This is a genomic window from Anoxybacillus pushchinoensis (assembly GCF_900111795.1).
GTDB classification, from domain to species: Bacteria; Bacillota; Bacilli; order Bacillales; family Anoxybacillaceae; genus Anoxybacillus; species Anoxybacillus pushchinoensis.
In genome coordinates, this window is record NZ_FOJQ01000021.1 from 1 (window position 1) to 17,219 (window position 17,219).

The 17,219-nt window shown below is 44.1% G+C and carries 13 protein-coding genes, 1 pseudogene and 1 riboswitch; of the genes and pseudogenes, 3 read left to right on the forward strand and 11 right to left on the reverse strand.

The genetic code is table 11. The features are described 5' to 3' along the window. From tnpA to BM213_RS07535, 6 genes and pseudogenes are all read right to left on the reverse strand, one after another. On the reverse strand, positions 1-224 hold a 224-nt coding region (gene tnpA, locus BM213_RS07510), incomplete at its 3' end, for an IS200/IS605 family transposase (RefSeq protein ID WP_143091182.1). A gap of 117 nt (positions 225-341) precedes the next feature. Beyond that, a pseudogene (locus BM213_RS14940) lies at positions 342-479 on the reverse strand (ArsR/SmtB family transcription factor); the annotation flags it as partial. Positions 480-580: 101 nt separating this feature from the next. Further along, positions 581-1,813 (reverse strand): TIGR02679 family protein, encoded by a 1,233-nt coding sequence (locus BM213_RS07520; protein ID WP_091702579.1) that lies wholly within the window; start codon positions 1,811-1,813, stop codon positions 581-583. Next, positions 1,810-5,949: a TIGR02680 family protein gene (locus BM213_RS07525; RefSeq protein WP_091702581.1), complete on the reverse strand. Its 4,140-nt coding sequence runs from the start codon at positions 5,947-5,949 to the stop codon at positions 1,810-1,812. Before BM213_RS07525 ends, BM213_RS07520 begins: the two co-directional genes overlap by 4 nt. Beyond that, positions 5,939-7,105, reverse strand: coding sequence for a TIGR02678 family protein (locus BM213_RS07530; protein ID WP_091702584.1), 1,167 nt, complete (start codon positions 7,103-7,105; stop codon positions 5,939-5,941). The genes BM213_RS07525 and BM213_RS07530 overlap by 11 nt, the downstream gene beginning before the upstream one ends. Before the next feature lie 11 nt (positions 7,106-7,116). Then, positions 7,117-8,598 carry a TIGR02677 family protein gene (locus tag BM213_RS07535; RefSeq protein WP_077429408.1) on the reverse strand — a complete coding sequence of 494 codons (1,482 nt, stop codon included), beginning with the start codon at positions 8,596-8,598 and terminating at the stop codon, positions 7,117-7,119. Between the two features lie 180 nt (positions 8,599-8,778). Here BM213_RS07535 and BM213_RS07540 point away from each other — a divergent pair, with 180 nt between their 5' ends. Further along, complete coding sequence (locus BM213_RS07540; protein ID WP_091702587.1) at positions 8,779-9,240, forward strand: hypothetical protein; 462 nt, start codon at positions 8,779-8,781, stop codon at positions 9,238-9,240. Positions 9,241-9,280: 40 nt separating this feature from the next. On the opposite strand, the gene gatB is transcribed toward BM213_RS07540, so the two are convergent. The 4 genes from gatB to BM213_RS07560 form a co-directional block, all read right to left on the reverse strand. Then, positions 9,281-10,711, reverse strand: a complete 1,431-nt coding sequence (gene gatB / locus BM213_RS07545; protein WP_091702590.1) for an Asp-tRNA(Asn)/Glu-tRNA(Gln) amidotransferase subunit GatB — start codon at positions 10,709-10,711, stop codon at positions 9,281-9,283. Positions 10,712-10,725: 14 nt separating this feature from the next. Next, on the reverse strand, positions 10,726-12,183 hold the full coding sequence (gene gatA / locus BM213_RS07550) for an Asp-tRNA(Asn)/Glu-tRNA(Gln) amidotransferase subunit GatA (RefSeq protein ID WP_077429405.1): 1,458 nt from the start codon (positions 12,181-12,183) through the stop codon (positions 10,726-10,728). Between the two features lie 12 nt (positions 12,184-12,195). After that, positions 12,196-12,486 carry an Asp-tRNA(Asn)/Glu-tRNA(Gln) amidotransferase subunit GatC gene (gene gatC / locus BM213_RS07555; protein WP_004888803.1) on the reverse strand — a complete coding sequence of 97 codons (291 nt, stop codon included), beginning with the start codon at positions 12,484-12,486 and terminating at the stop codon, positions 12,196-12,198. Between the two features lie 133 nt (positions 12,487-12,619). After that, positions 12,620-14,074 carry an alanine/glycine:cation symporter family protein gene (locus BM213_RS07560; RefSeq protein ID WP_091702593.1) on the reverse strand — a complete coding sequence of 485 codons (1,455 nt, stop codon included), beginning with the start codon at positions 14,072-14,074 and terminating at the stop codon, positions 12,620-12,622. A 153-nt stretch (positions 14,075-14,227) separates the two neighbouring features. Next, positions 14,228-14,329, forward strand: a riboswitch (purine riboswitch). Between the two features lie 22 nt (positions 14,330-14,351). Here BM213_RS07560 and ade point away from each other — a divergent pair. Both ade and BM213_RS07570 read left to right on the forward strand, forming a co-directional pair. Next, the gene (gene ade / locus BM213_RS07565) at positions 14,352-16,064 is read left to right on the forward strand and encodes an adenine deaminase (protein ID WP_091702596.1); all 1,713 of its coding nucleotides are present in this window, start codon (positions 14,352-14,354) and stop codon (positions 16,062-16,064) included. A 42-nt stretch (positions 16,065-16,106) separates the two neighbouring features. Beyond that, positions 16,107-16,697, forward strand: a complete 591-nt coding sequence (locus tag BM213_RS07570; protein ID WP_091702598.1) for a hypothetical protein — start codon at positions 16,107-16,109, stop codon at positions 16,695-16,697. Positions 16,698-16,779: 82 nt separating this feature from the next. On the opposite strand, the gene BM213_RS07575 is transcribed toward BM213_RS07570, so the two are convergent. Further along, on the reverse strand, positions 16,780-17,085 hold the full coding sequence (locus tag BM213_RS07575; RefSeq protein WP_091702601.1) for a hypothetical protein: 306 nt from the start codon (positions 17,083-17,085) through the stop codon (positions 16,780-16,782). Positions 17,086-17,219: the final 134 nt, after the last annotated feature.

Here is a 17,219-nt window from a genome sequence, read left to right on the forward strand (position 1 = left end):
TGTTGACGAGGGTCAAAAGAAATGAACAAATGAACATGATCAGGCATAATTTCCATTGCTTTGATTTGTACATCATGTTCTTTGGCAACTTCTTCAAAAATTTTTTTTAAATCTCGTTCAATATCTCCAACTAACACTTTTCTACGGTATTTTGGACAAAACACAATATGATATTGATTGAGATAAACAATCCCTTTTTTATGGGTGTATTTTTCGTTTTCCAAAAACAATCACCTCTATACTAAATATACCATAAACAATAGATAAAATAAACACATCTAATAAATTTATCAAAAAAAATACGCAATTCATCCCCGTGTCTAAAGACAGGGGCTTTCTTGCGCTTCCCTCGTAATTTCATTGACTGTTAGCTTATCGTGTTCCGCAAGCAGCAATACAATATCTTGTCGATGAGGATCGCTTAGCGCTTGAAATAATGGTATACACGATCGAAACACCTCGATCGCTTTTTGTCCCATTCCCCTCTTCCTTTCTTTTGTTTAAAAGTTTAAACATTTGATATCTTTGTCTTATTCTTTTTCTTCACGCCTGTCAATGCATTATTCGAAAAATAGATCCTTTACCTTCCCTTCACCTCCCTCCTCAACTGTTCCACAAGCGCCTCTTGGTATCCTGCTTTTTTCCGCCGCAATATTTCTTGTTTTACTGGCTGCAAGTCATGAAGCGTCACCGATTGCAGTTTCGCCAAACGTTCATCGGATAGCGGAACGGTCGGTTTGGTCGCCAAATAATCAGAACAGTCGTAATGCCAAAGCCGAACAGATGAACCGTACCGCTCGACAAGGCGCTGCGCCATTTTTAGTCCTTCCGGGTCAAAATCGCCCGAATAATAAAGGGTAACCCCTTCTTTTACGAGTAAATCAAACAGCCACCTCGTCGCTAAATTCAATTGACCGTTTGTGCTAATGAGCGGTACGTTCGCATCTAACAGCGTCGAAAACACACCGGCATTTTCGACGACAAAGACGTTGTTTCCTACAGACGGATACGCCCGCACTAGCGGCATCACTTCCCGTAACGGCACATTTAGCGCCGTATTCGTTGCACATGCGGCAGCGAAAACAGGATGGCGGCCTTTCTCTGTTTCTGCCATCACGCCAGCGCACGTCACAAAGTTTAATACATCTTCCCGCAACAGCCGATACGACTGCAATAGTTCGTTCACGTCTTCGACCGCCGAAAGGTCGTACTCGGTGTCCGTATAAAATTCGAGCGCCGAAAGCAATAGCTTCCCTGCAAGTGTATGCAAATCAAACATATGCGGATCGTTCGCTACTTTTTGCGCAAAAACGGGCAAGCGAACGTAGGTGGACGGAAGCTGTTCGAGCGCGCGGCAAACAGCAGAAAGCGCCGCCTCTAACGCGTGATGGTTTTGTTGATACGCTAATTGCACAAACCGCTGCTTTTCTACCGCCATCAACCAATCGCGCTGTGCTCGATACGTATTCATAAGCCGGGTAAAATAGGCTTCCTTTTCCCGCTCTATTTCTTGTTGTTGCTCTTTTTTCGTTACGAGCGGCTCGCCAAAATAGCATGACAGCAACTCCACGAGAGAAATGCCGGCAAACCTTGTATTCGCAAGCTGTTGTTCAAACGCCGCGAGCGACACGCGGCTCATTTCTTTGCCAAAAAACGACGCGATCGCTTCCTTTTCCTCCGCCGAAAAAGACGAAACGGAAATCGTGCCCCCTATGCGACCAAGCGATTCGTATTTCTTTTTCATTTCGCAAAAAAGGCGGTGAAACGAACGTTCACCGCGAAAAAATTGCACCGCTTCCTCTACCCGATTCAATGCGATCCCCCTCTCATCATTGCCGCTAACTTTTCATCCGTAACAAGCTGCTTTATTTTTCCGTTCCAATAATAGCGAATGACCGTCACGAACGAAGCATTTTTCGGACGAACGAGTTCGCAAATCGATAGCGCCGGAACGGTATCATAATCGCCCCAGAGCGCTTGCGAGTTCATCACATAGTTAAACCCAAGCTGCTCGACAAGCCCGAACATATTGCGAATATTATTTTCGTCTACCCCCGCGAACGCTTCATCCAACGAAATAATGTACGGCGCATCGTCTGCTGCTTCTTGATAACGCGAATACGTCGCGGCAAACAACGGAATATACATCGCCATCGCTTTCTCCCCACCGCTAAATTGATAGAACCGTTGGTTCGTCAACTCTCGTTTCGGTTCATTCGTTTTTTGGTAATGAAGGGTAAATGAAAACCATTTCCGATAGTCTAATACTTCTTTAATAATTTGGTGGAGCGTATTGCCTTGGCCGCGCTCTTCTAGCAATTCGCGCGCTCGATGAATTTTCGAGCGGAAATGTTTCGTCACTCGCTGCAAATCTTCCTCTTTTAATAGCCGCGAGTTCATCCGCAACAACTCGACAAGCTCTTTCGTATCCATCTCTTCTTCCGTTTCCGCGGTGCGCGGCTTCCATTGAATAAACAACACCAGCCCAGAAGACGTGTCGAGCTGTTGCATTAGTTCGTTCATATCTTTTACCCAACGCTCCGCCCGTTGAATGCGGCTGCGCAAAATTCGACCGATCGTTTTTAAAATAATTTCTTCATACAATTCGCGGTCCTGCTCTTTCATATATTCCCGCTGCAAGAAAATGTCGTGCTCGATTTCACGCAATACATAAAATGGTGATACGCGCTGCCCTTTATAATCAAGCAAAAGGACGATGCGGTCTTGCTTTTCTCTCCATCCGGAGACTTTTAATTCCATTTCTTCATCTAGCTCGATATCCGTAAACAAATTGTCCTCCTCAGCTGCGACAGGCTCTTGGCTGAGCCGGTATTCCGTTAAATTCGCCGACTCTTGGAAAAAGACGCTATTTAATCGGTTCACAAGCGACGTTCGAGCTTCTTTCGCTAGCACCCCGTATTGCTGCATCGCTTCTTTTGCTTTTTCCAACCAATCAGAACCGTGAAGCTCTACAAGCTCAAGGGAAAGCTCTCGCGCAAACGACCGCTTCCATGCCTCCGCTAGCCGCTTTGCGAACGTTTCTTTCACCGAAAGCTGTTCGCATTTTTCACGAATGGCTTTCAGCTCATGCTCTAGCGCAATGCGCTCGTTCATTTTCGCTGGCATTTCTCGCTGCAAAAATGCCAACCGGTCGCGGACGCGCTGAATTTCCGCTTGAACTTCTTCTGCGCCCATTAGTTGCAGCGTCCGCTCGATTTCTTGCCGCTTCAGTTCGAGTTTTTGCTGCTCTTTTGCGAGCATATGCCGTTCGCCTTTCGTTTCATCGATTTCTTGTTGCAACGTTTCTAACTGCTCTGTCCGATGATGAATCATGTCGAGCAAATGGAGAAACTCCCGATGGGTCATTTGCAATTCATGAAGCCCACGCATATACGATTTCATAAAAACAAGCGCCTGTTCATAGCCGTCCTTGGAAAACTCTAAATCGAGCCCCTCGGTTTGCTCGCGCAACGTTTGTTTTGCTTGTTGCCAATCGCGGGCAAGCTGGGCTAACTTTTCGTTTTTCTTTTCCCATTCGCGTTGTTTGCTTATTATCATTCGCTTCGTTTTTTCTCGTTCTTCAAAGGCTGCGCGCATGTCGCGGTCGGTTGGAAAGGCACGAAACCAGCGGGTTATTTGCGCAATCGTCTGCTCGAGCTGTTTTAGCATGTCGGTTCCCTCATGAAGCTGGGCGCGAAGTTCGTGGAGTTCTGCTTCGAGTGCGGCGATCTTTTCTAGCCGCCAACGCTTGCGGGCAGTGCGTCCGATAAACAACGCTTTTTCCCGCGCCGGGGCATGCCCTTTGATTAAGCCGAGCGTATAACGCCCTTCTTCATGAAGCATAAACGTTCCGTCCATTTCTCCATCGGCAAGAACGATGCTTTGAAGTACTTCGTTAATGCGCGTTTTGGACACTTTGCATCCTTCATCTACATCTGGCTGCAAATAGTCTGCTAATGTATGCGCCAGTTCGACAGGACGTGGAACAATCACTCGGTCACACGTTACTTCGACATCGGTTTCTGTAATTAACGCATCAAGTAGCCCTGCATGATACAATGCCGATTCAATCCGCTCCCGAAGCGGTTCTGGTACATGGTCTTGAAATTCCACCCCTGCATAAAACGGGACAAAAGCAATCCCTTTTTCCTCTAACTCCGCCCGCGCTGCGATCGTTTGTTCATCGCGCATGAGCTCGGGGTCTTTTTGCGTTTTCCATTGGTTCCATTCGGCTTCTTTTGCGTCAATTTTTTCCTCTAATAACGTGCACGTATGCTTTTGCTTCATTTTTTCTTCGTTTTTTCGATTGAGTGCTTCGTAATACGCTTCCGTAAACGGTTGCTTCATCTCATCGACGTGATACGTTTCGTATAGTTCGTGAAGACACTGTAAAAATAGTTGGACAGAGGGTTCCGGTACGGAAACGTCTTGGCATTGTTCGAGCCAGCGAAATACTTCTTGTTGGAAACGCGCTTTTTCGTTTTCTAACAGTTCGAGCCATTTCGCTTCTTCATGGCGCAATTCGTCTACTTCCCGCTGCAGCTCCCCTGCCTCTTTACTCGTTTCTTCATAGCGCGCCTTCATTTCATCATGGCGGCGCCAAAGCGCAATCGTTTGTTCTAGTTTTTCAACGTATTCTTGTCCTTCTCGCTTCCAGACGGTAAAATCAAATTTCGTTTGGCGCTGTCGAGCAAAGTCCGCTTCGTTAAGAGCATGGGAAGAGAAGGAACTTTCCATCGCATCATGCCGTAAGTCTTCTACTTGCTGCGTGAGTTGCTTTTCTATCTGATACCGCCGGTCTTCGTCTTCTTCTAACTGGCGCTTATAGCGGCGTTCGAGCTGCTCTTTTTCATCGATTTGCCGCAATAGTTTTTGTTGCTTGTCATGAATGTCGCGTATTTCTTGTTGGACTCGCTCATATTCTTTCGCCGCTTGAAACACTTCGTGGCTCGCTAATTCTAATTCTCGTTGATGCAATACGTCCTGTTCGTTTGCAAGCGTTTGAATGTATTCGCTCAAAGCGACAAGGTGCGCTTGCTTTTCCTGTTCCTCCGCAAGCCATTGCTTTTCTTCTTCTGCTAGCCGCTTCACTTGTTTGTCAGCCTTTATCCATTCGCTTGCTTTTTCCGCAATCATATACTCGTTATACGCTCGATATTGCGCACAAAGCCGTTTTAGTGATTGCTCATCGCGCTCTAGCTGCTCTAGCTGCTGTTTCGTTTGGTCCATATTTTCAATCGTTTCCGATAAATGGCGCAACTCGTCGTCTGTCAACGCGGGGAGCGAGCTTTCTAAAATCTCGTAAATGACCGTTGGCTTGAAATCCTTCGATAGCTTCGGGCTACGCAATTGAATCAATAGCTCAATTAATTCTTGAAACGCCTCCATCGATTCAAATCGGAAGACGTGCTTATTGACGAGCTCCATATATTCTTTTTGTGAATCCACGACCGTTCCGCCGTTGCCAAGTACATTCGCCAGTTCGCGTTTGGTGAGCGGGATTTTTTCCGTTCCATCCGCTGATTTTTCCGTTTTATATAAAAATAAATCGCGACCGATGCGGCGGTTATCAAAAATGACGAACCCCCAAAAGTCCATATTTTTTTGCCGCTTTGCCCGTAAGCCAATCCCTGTCGTTACGTATTGTTCCGTCTGCATTCGCTTATATTCTAAAAATAAATAGCCTGTCCGCTCATCGCGATCGACAATTTCCTTTTCGCCAAGCAAGTAATCTTCCATTTTTCGTGCCCGAGAACCGAACGGGTCGAGCCGGTCGGGCGTTTTTTTTCCGTCCAATAAGACAGGAAGCAAGCTTTGCATCGTTACTGACTTCCCAGAACCGTTCGTCCCGCGCAACAACAACTTGCCGTCGGCAAACTCGAAATATTGTTCGTCGTAATACCAAAAATTAATTAATCCCGCGCGATGAAGCACCCATTTATTTGTCATCATCGTCTCTTCCTTTCGTTGTAAAGTCGTCTGGATATTGACCGACAAGCCGTCCAAGCAGCGGATAAAGCACGACCATGCCCGTTTCCTGTTCATATTCTGCCATCTTCCAGTCTTTTAAAGCAGAGAGCAGTTCAGAGGCGAGCTGTGCCGTCGTCATTTCCCGATACGTTTTGCTCCAGCCTTCGCCATACTGCTCGCTGCACCGGTGAAGCAGCTGCCGAAAATCGGACATCGTCACGTGGATTTGCCCGTATTCATCCGGTGGATAGTTGTCCAAATGAGCGCGAACGACAGAGGCAAAATGAAGGATAATATCCGACGTTCCCTTTTGATCTGGAAATAACGTATACACATGTTGCCGTTCTGGAATCGTCAGCAAGGCTGCATTTTTATATAGTTCGTAGCGAAAATCGGTATGCGCCTCGATGTCATCGCGCAGTCGATGGCGGAAGTTGCGCAAATAATAAAAGTTTGGGTCGTCTTTTTGCCGACGATATACAACAGGAGATAAAAAGAGCTGCCGATAAATAAAGTGGCGGCGGTAGTCGTCGGGTGACACTTTCCACTCTTCCTCCAACAGTTGCTCGATCGTTTCATATTGAATGAAGTCTTTCGGATAGGACCGCATAAAATAGCGGGACAGTACAGGAACTTCATACAACGCTTCTTCGTCTTCTTGATTGGCAAACGCCTCAACTTCCCCGTCGACGTGATGTATAATCCCGATTTGCTCGGCTGTTTTTAAGACGCGAATTAACGCGCGACGATGTTGGTAGTTCGTCCAATCGAGCGCCGTTTCGCCTGGATACATCGCTTTTATTTCTTCGCATACATCAGACAATAAAAATTTTTCTTCGACTGCTTTTCCTTCTAAATATGCTAACAAGCAACAAAATAACGCGTAGTCGAGCGGTTCTTGAAACGACTCCATTCCCATCCACGCTTCTGGTTCGGCTGGTATTTTTTCGAGCTTAGCAAAATAGCGGTGAACAATGAGCCGATAGCCGAATTTCTCTTGCACATACCGCTTTAACACTTTTTCACGTTCCCGTATTTTTTGAAAAAGTTCCGGCTCTTTTTCCCGAACAATCCAAAACTGTTCAAACAGCGCCGTTAACGCTTCTTTCGCTTTCTCATCGAACTCTTTTTCCATTCTCTCTTCTCCTAGTCTAGCAAATGGATTTCGTAATTTGGCATCATTAACGTACCATCTTCTGCTTTCAGTATAATCGTCCCTTCACGTTGGACTACTTTCACTTTCCATCCGTTTTCCGTTTGCACCGTCCGGTCTTCTCGCCCCATCGCTTTTGCAATCCACCCGAGCAGCGTTTTGCGAATATGCGAAGCAACGACCGGTAGCTCCTGAAGTACAATTTTTCCGTCGTTTATAAGCTGTGTGAGTTCTTCTTCCTCCTGTTGTTTCGCTGCTAAGTAGGCGGCCATCGTTTCCTCTTTTTCTTTCCGCCGATCAATCATTGCTTCTGGCTTTTTCTTTTCTCGGTAGTGGCGAACGCGCGGTTTTACGAGCCATTCTGCCGGCTGTTCCTCCCAAATATCGCGGTACATATTTTCCGTTGCATCGTTTTCGGCGACGATGTGCTTTGTATGAAAACAGCCGAACACAACCGCCGATAATTTATGCGCTTCTTCTATCGTTTCTAATGAAGAAAACCATTTCGCTAAATGCAAGTAATCTTTTTTTCGGCTGCGGAAGTGGTGATGACGTTCCCCTAAGCGCTGAACGACGCGCGTCATTCGCCGAATCGCTTCGTTTGTCTGCTTTTGTAAAAACGACAGTTCGCTTTCATGCCCGTTTCGTCCTAAAAACCATTCGCTTAAACTGCGCCACGTGTCTAATTTCTCTTCTACTAGCTGTTCACGCGAAAGAATCGCCCCTTCAAAGCGTGGAATGGCAAGCTGGTAAGCGACCACTTCCTCAATAAAACGGCGAACACCGTCCTCTGGCAAGTCTTCGAGCAGTTTTTCAATTTGCATCGACGTTTTTTGCAATGCGACGATAAAATCGCGCAAATAAGCGGTAAACTGTTCTTTATAGACGAGAAATGAATCAGACATCATCCGTTCTTCCATGTTTTCTCCGTTTAAATAGGCAATATAGTCAGCAGAATTTTGGATGATTTTTTTAAAATAATCAAACGTTTCTTCCCACACTTGATTCATTTCTTCCCTTTTTTCGGCAAATCCATCGTGGATAATCGATTCCATTCGGACAAGCGACGCATACAAGCGGTCAAACCGCGTTTTTTCGAGCGAGCCGCCAAACGTCTCCCCTAGCTGCTCAAGCGTACGAATCATTCGTTCGATTTCAACCGTATATGGGCTGCATTGATAGCGAAACCGTTTCTTTTTAAATTCCTCAATCGTCCGAATATGACCCGTTTCTTGTCTAGCGATTAAGTTTCTCCATTTGACGAGCTGCTCTAGGTCTTGTTGCAGCTCTTCTTCTGTGTAATCTTGAAATTCATCGAATTGTTTTAAAAAAGCGTACACTTCTTCTGGAAACAAATATTGCCGCATTCGTTCGTGTTGCGTATAAAAATAGCGTAAAATCGCGCGGTACCGGTACGCGTTATCAACTACTAAATATTTCGCCTCCGTAATCGGCTTTAGCCATGACGTATCCATCTTGTGCTCCCCTTATATCCTTCATCTACTATCATTGTAATCGATTCGCCAGCCGTTCTCTACTTAAACGTCGTTGGGAAAATGTGCTCGCCTATAAGAAGCTTGCTTAAAACACGAATATGTTCGCTAGTCATTCGCTGTCGATTCGTGTAAAATGGAAACGAAAAGGAGGTGAACAAAATGGTAGAACAGCTGCTATACGAAATTCTTCATGAAGTAAAAGCAACTCGAGAAAAAGTCGAATCGCTAGAAAAACGAGTGGAAGCAGTCGAGCAAAAGGTGGAAGCTATTGAAAAAGAAGTATCTTCCTTACGCCAACAAGTACAAGCACTGGACGAGAAAGTTCAAACACTAGACGGAAAAGTTCAAGCGCTAGATGGAAAAGTGCAACTACTCGATGAACGAACACTCGAAACGAAAGCGATTTGTGAAGCGGTTCGTCACGGTCAAGAGGCGCTCGCCGCAAAATACGATGCACTCGCGCTCGATGTCCACAACATGCAAGGAAACATCACCCGCTTAACAAACATACTCGAAGAAAAAGTACTCCCTGCCCTCACCGACCACGAATCGAGCATCCAAGTATTAAACAATCGTGTATTTAAAGTCGAAAGCACTTTACAAAAGCTTGTACACCTATAAAAATAAAGCGGCATTGTCCGATGGCAATGCCGCTTTATTTTTATCGTTTATTAATTTCTTCAAGCAATAGCTTATTGACAAGCGGTGGGTTGGCTTGTCCTTTTGTTGCTTTCATAATTTGACCGACTAAAAAGCCAATTGCACGGTCTTTTCCGTTTTTGAAGTCTTCGATCGATTGTGGATTCGCGTCGAGCACTTCTAACACAATTTTGCGCAACGTTGCTTCGTCAGAAATTTGCACAAGCCCTTGTTGTTTGACGATTTGCTCTGGATCGCCGCCTTTTTCCACAAGTTCTTTAAAGATTTTCTTCGCAATTTTTGACGAAATTGTACCGTTTTGAATAAGTTTAATCATGCCTGCAAGACTTTCTGGTGTTAAAGCAATGTCGTGCAATTCTTTTTGTTCTGCGTTTAAATAAGCAGATACTTCAACCATCAGCCAGTTCGATGCAAGCTTCGGATCCGCTCCATTTGCAACCGTTGCTTCAAAGAAATCCGCCATTTCTTTTGTGAGTGTTAACACTTTCGCATCATACTCTGGCAAACCAAGCTCTTCGACATATCGCTTTTTCCGCGCATCCGGAAGTTCTGGAATGGACGCACGTACGCGCTCTTTCCACTCATCGTCAATATAAAGCATCACTAAATCTGGTTCTGGGAAGTAGCGATAGTCTTCCGAACCTTCTTTTGTACGCATTAAAATCGTTGTTTTCGTCGCTTCATCGAAACGGCGCGTTTCTTGCTGGATGACACCGCCAGACAATAAAATTTTCTCTTGGCGTTTTGCTTCGTACTCCAATCCTTGACGCACGAAGTTAAACGAGTTTAAGTTTTTCAATTCCGTTTTCGTACCGAACTTGTCTGAACCGATTGGGCGAAGGGAAATGTTTGCGTCACAACGAAGCGAACCTTCTTCCATTTTGCAATCGGATACGCCTGTATATTGAATGATTGATTTTAATTTTTCTAAATACGCATACGCTTCTTCTGGTGAACGAATATCTGGCTCAGATACGATTTCAATAAGGGGCGTGCCTTGACGGTTAAAGTCAACTAGCGAATAGCCATCCCCTGTATGCGTCAGCTTTCCGGCATCTTCTTCTAAATGAATGCGCGTGATGCCGATTTTTTTCTTTTTGCCGTTCACTTCAATTTCGATCCAACCATTTTGTCCAATCGGTTGGTCGTATTGCGAAATTTGGTACGCTTTCGGGTTGTCTGGATAAAAATAGTTTTTCCGGTCAAACTTCGTTTCCGTCGCAATTTCGCAGTTTAATGCCAGCGCTGCTTTCATCGCATATTCAACCGCTTGTTTATTCAGCACCGGAAGAACGCCCGGATACCCTAAGTCAATGACGCTCGTTTGTGTGTTTGGGGGCGCTCCGAATGCGTTTGGACTACTTGAGAAAATTTTCGATTTCGTTTTCAGCTCGACGTGCACTTCAAGTCCGATGACAATTTCAAAATTCATCACTCATTCCCCCCTTACAACGTTGGTTTTTGTTTATGATAGTCTGTTGCTTGTTCGAACGCATGAGCGACGCGATAAATTGTGCTTTCATCGAAATGTTTGCCGATGATTTGTAATCCAACCGGTAAGCCATCAACAAAGCCACATGGTATAGAAATACCTGGAACACCAGCAAGGTTGACCGGGATCGTTAAAATATCGTTCGCGTACATCGTTAGCGGGTCGCTCGTCTTCTCGCCGATTTTAAACGCTGGCGTCGGTGTCGTCGGCCCGATAATCACATCATATTTTTCAAAAACGTTCTCAAAATCTTGTTTAATGAGCGTCCGCACTTTTTGCGCTTTTTTGTAATATGCGTCATAATAACCAGAACTTAGCGCAAACGTTCCAAGCATAATGCGGCGTTTCACTTCATTGCCGAATCCTTCGCTACGCGTTTGCTTGTACATCTCCATTAAGTTTTTCGCATTATCTGTGCGATACCCGTAGCGAACACCGTCAAAACGGGCAAGGTTGGCCGATGCTTCCGAAGACGCTAATAAATAGTACGTCGCAAGGGCGTATTTGGAGTGAGGAAGCGATACTTCTTCCCACGTTGCCCCTAAGCCTTCTAATACTTTTAGGGCATCGAGCACCGACTGGCGAACTTCCTCTGATACACCTTCTCCTAAATATTCTTTCGGCACGGCAATTTTTAACCCTTGAATATCGCCTGTTAGGGCAGAAACATAGTCTGGTACGTCAACATTTGCGGATGTAGAATCCATCGGATCTAAACCGGAAATGACTTGTAGTACATATGCGTTATCTTCTACCGTACGTGTAATTGGACCGATTTGGTCAAGCGAAGACGCAAACGCAACAAGCCCATAGCGCGAGACACGACCATACGTCGGTTTTAACCCAACAACGCCACAAAACGCAGCTGGTTGGCGAATCGATCCACCTGTGTCTGATCCAAGCGCAAATGGCACTTCTCCTGCTGCCACTGCCGCTGCTGAACCGCCGCTAGAACCGCCTGGCACGCGCTCTAAATCCCACGGATTGCGCGTGAGTTGAAAGCCAGAGTTTTCTGTCGATGATCCCATCGCAAACTCGTCCATATTTAATTTTCCGATCGTCACTGCGTCAGCTTCGTTTAAACGCTCTACAACCGTTGCATCGTAAATCGGGTCGAAGTTGTACAAAATTTTGCTGGCACACGTTGTGCGTAGCCCTTTTGTAACAATGTTATCTTTAATGCCGATCGGCATTCCGAAAAGTAAACCAAATTCCTTTTCCGTTGCAAGTTTTTCGTCTAACTGTTTTGCTTTCACTCGCGCCTGTTCTTCGTTTAACGTTAAAAACGCTTGTACTTTTTCTTCTACTTCGGCAATCCGTTTAAACGATTCATCTACTAAATCTGAAACAGAAATTTCTTTTTTATGTAATAAATTGTGCAGTTCAGATACACGATAATCAAACAATGACATGTTCTTCCCTCCTTACTCTAAAATGGCTGGTACTCGGAATTGTCCGTCTTGATGGTCTGGTGCATTTTTCAATACGTCTTCTAGCGGAAGACCAGCTGTCGGTACATCTTCACGCATGACGTTTTTCATATTTAACACGTGCGACGTTGGCGGAACGTTTTCTGTATCTAGCTCATTTAACTGCTCCGCAAACGTAATAATGGCGTCTAATTGTTTCGCAAACATTGTTGCTTCTTCCTCTGTAATCGCTAAACGTGCTAAATGCGCGACGTGTTTTACTTGTTCGATTGAAATTCGTGACATATGTTTCACCTCCGATATTGTCGACCTTTCGCAATACTATGATGATACCAAACTTTCGCGCAGTGAAGCAACATTTGCCATTCATTTTAGATGAACAAAAAAACGAGATGCCCCATTGGACATCTCGTTATCGTTATGACACGCGCTCTTCATCTCGTTTGAAATCATGCACCCAATAATCAGCGTTCTTTATACCTAGTTTCGTTGGATCAAATACAGGATCGAGTCCTTTTGCTTTTTGATCTTCATAATCTTTTAACGCTTGAAGCGCTGGTTTCGCCAAAATAAGAATAGCAATTAAATTGAGCCAAACCATGACACCTAAACCGACATCGCCAAGTGCCCACGCTAAATCTGCTGTTTTGACTGCCCCGTAAAACGTTGCGATTAAAAGCATAATTTTTAATCCTGTCATCAACCACGTGCTATTTTTTCCACGCATCAAATATGCAACGTTCGTCTCGGCAATGTAGTAATACGCCATAATCGTTGTAAACGCAAAGAAAAATAACGCAATAGCGACAAACGCCGCACCAAAGCCTGGGAAAACTGTTTCAATCGCTGCTTGTGTATAACCAGGACCTGGATTTACACCTTGTAAATTTTCAACAATAAATCCGCCATCTTTACCAACAGTATTATACATTCCTGTGAATAAAATCATAAAAGCGGTAGCTGAACAAACGAGAAGTGTATCAATATATACAGAGAACGCTTGAACAAATCCTTGTTTCGCTGGATGCGATACTTCAGCTGCTGCTGCCGCATGTGCTCCTGTTCCTTGCCCAGCTTCATTTGAATAGATGCCACGCTTTACTCCCCATGAAATCGCCATACCTAAAATGCCACCGAATGCGGAGTCAAATCCTAACGCACTTTTTATGATCAAAGCAAATACAGCTGGCAACTGTGTAATATTTAATACCATAATGACAAGCGCCAGTAAGATGTAAGCAAGTGCCATAAAAGGAACGACATATTGCGCTACAGTTGCGATGCGTTTTACTCCCCCAAAAATAATTGCGCCAATCAAAGCAACAAGCAAAATACCTGTTAATGTCGGACTTAAACCGAAAGCATTATTTAATCCTGTCGCAATCGAGTTTGATTGAATACCCGGCATAAGCAGTCCGACTGCGATAATGGATGAAATCGCAAACAATACTGCATACCACTTCCAACCGATACCTTTTTCAATGTAGTAAGCCGGGCCACCACGATACTGTCCGTCTTGCTTTACTTTATAAATTTGTGCTAATGTTGACTCAATAAAGGCACTTGATGCACCAATAAATGCAATCATCCACATCCAAAATACAGCGCCTGGTCCACCAAAAGCGATCGCTGTCGCCGTTCCGGCAATATTACCGGTTCCCACCCGCCCAGAAAGAGCGATGGATAATGCTTGGAACGAAGAAACACCAGCGTCTGAACTTTTTCCTTGAAACATTAGTTTAATCATGTCTTTAAAATGACGCACTTGTAAAAATCGGGTAATAATAGAAAATAAAAGACCGACCCCAAGGCAAAAATAAATCATAACAGGGCTCCATAATAAGTCGTTCAGAAAGCTAACAACATTCTCCAAAACAATCATCTCCTTTCTCATATTAAAATATTTAACTTTTCAAACTTATTAGAATTATATAACAAAATATTTTCATGAAACAATATAAATTTTTATCGTTTATTCGACATAAATCAAGCATTGACGAGAGAACAAATAACATTGTAGAATGAAAAAAATTTTTGAAAAACAACTCGTATAATTTCGGAAATATGGTCCGAAAGTTTCTACCAAACGACCGTAAATCGTTTGACTACGAGGATTGCTCCTCGTATCGAGTTGGGGAGGAGGAACATATATGAAAGAGCTTGCTGTTGCATCAAAAAGGCAACGCGCTGACATTGTCATTAAAAACGGAAAAATTGTGGACGTTTTTACACATAACGTAATAGAAGAAGATATCGCCATCGTTGATGGAAAAATCGTCGGTATCGGTACATATGACGGCCACACAATCATTGATGCAAAAGGAAAATACGTTTGCCCCGGGCTCATTGACGGCCACGTCCATATTGAATCATCGCTAGTCACACCAAGCGAGTTTGCTCGCGTCGTCGTTCCACACGGTGTGACAACTGTCATTACGGATCCACATGAAATCGCCAACGTTGCAGGAACGAAAGGCATTGAATTTATGCTAAACGATTCGAATAACATCCCGCTCGATGTATATGTCATGCTGCCATCGTGCGTACCTGCAACCGCTTTTGAACATGCTGGGGCAACGCTTCACGCCGAACATTTAGCCCCATTCTTCTCCCATCCGCGCGTGCTCGGACTTGCTGAAGTGATGGACTACCCATCTCTTTTACACGGAAAACAGCAAATGCTCGCCAAGCTGACAGCCGCACGTGAAGCCGGGAAACTCATTGACGGACATTTAGCTGGTCTTGATGAGACAGCTATTAACGTCTATCGAAGCGCACATGTCCATACTGACCATGAATGTGTCACAATAGACGAAGCGATCGCCCGCATTCAACGAGGCATGTACGTACTAATTCGGGAAGGTTCGGTCGCAAAAGATTTAAACAAACTACTCCCTGCTGTCAATACATATAACGCGCGCCGCTTTTTATTTTGCACAGACGATAAGCATATTGACGAACTTGTTACGGATGGAAGCATTGACCATCACATCCGCCTTGCCATTCAAGCAGGCATGGAGCCGATTACAGTGATTCAAATGGCAACATTACATGCGGCAGAATGTTATCGTCTATATATGAAAGGTGCGATCGCCCCCGGGTACGATGCAGACTTTTTGTTTGTAGAAGATTTGCATGCATTTTCTATTACACACGTCTACAAAAAAGGGAAACTTGTTGCTCAAAACGGGCGAGCGACATTTTCGGTAGAAAAAACTAATTCAATCGACAAAGCCATTACGCAATCTATTCATGCGAAAGAAATAACGAAACAACATATACAAATCCCATTTCTTCATGGGAATAAAGCGAATGTTATACAAATTATTCCAAACCATTTACATACAAAGCGACTCGTGACAGAAGTTCATGTAGTAGACGGCGTGTTTCAACCGTCGATCGAACGGGATTTATTAAAGCTCGTTGTCGTCGAACGTCACCGCAGTCTCGGTGTTGGAGTCGGCATTGTCAACGGCTTTCAACTGAAAAAAGGGGCGATTGCGTCATCGATTGCTCATGATTCACATAACATCATCGCCATCGGAACGAACGATAACGACATCATCGTTGCAATTGAACATATAAAACATATAAACGGTGGGCTTGTCGTCGTCGACAATGGACATGTGTTAGCAGACTTGCCGCTTGAAATTGGAGGACTGATGACAGCAAGAACGTATGAAGAAGTGCTAGGGCGGCTACAAACAATTCACAACGCTTTAACAACCATTGGAGCATCAGAACAATTTAACCCATTTATTACACTTGCCTTTCTAGCATTGCCAGTCATTCCAGAGCTGAAATTAACCGACCAAGGCTTATTTGACGTTTCAACGTTTCAATTTATAGACGTGGAAGCATAGGGGGATTTTTTATCCCTCTTTTTTGTCGAATGATGTTATAATATGGTTATGTGCAAAGGAGGTGAGAAGATGAGCGAGCAATTATTGGAGAAAATTTTACTCGTCGTCACAGACATCCAAAAAGAGTTGCAGGACATTCGTGAAGAGCAAAAAGCCATTCGTGAAGAACAACAAGCCATTCGCGAAGAACAGCGAGCCATTCGTGAAGAACAACAAGCTATTCGTGAGGAACAAATGGCTATTCGCGAAGAGCAGAAAACATTCCGTGAAGAAATAAACTCGTTGCGGGAGGAAATGAATGCATTCCGCAAAGAGCAGCAACTCATTCGCGAAGAGCAACAAGCATTAAAAAATGGACAAAAAGAGCTTTACGATCTTATGAACGCTCTTCTCCATCGTCAAGACGAAACGGACGCGAAACTCGAGGCTTTAACGATGGATGTCCATCATATGCGCGGTGAAATGACAGCAATGAAGCAAGAAATCCACGCACTGCACGAAAAAATTGACTCCCACTACAAACAATTCAACGAACGTCTTAACAACCTCCAACTTGACGTTGATTTCACCGTTCATAAAACAATGATGACGGAACGCGAACTTTTCAAAATGAGAAATCGGTTGTTTTCATAGAGAGGGCATTTCCCTCTCTATGAAATTCGATTTATATACTTCTTTCATTTAAAGGTAACATCACTTCCAGAAATGAATGAAATTACATGATTCTCCGCCCCACATAATATCCCAATGCTCCTATATAAATTGAAGCTACAAGAACACAAGAAGGATAAAAAGGAAGCGTCGTAATCGTTGCGATCCCTAAAACAACAGCCCCATCCCATTTAAATCCCCATTTTTCATCGATAAAAAAAATGAGCGCCTCTGTTACCGCACATATAAACGGAACAGCTAGTACTGCAATTGGAAAAATGGCAATAAAGAAAGAAAAACCGCTAAATAATGAGAACGAAAGGGCAAACATGACAAACGACAACAAAACTCCTATTAAAAATTTTTTCACTCATTCTCCCCCTATTCTTCCAATTCACGAACTCGTTTTTTCATTTCGACTAATAGTTGATCAATTGAACTACCGCTAGGCTAAAGCTATAGCGGATTCCTACGAACACCGAAAGTTTTTTCGGTTATTTAGTA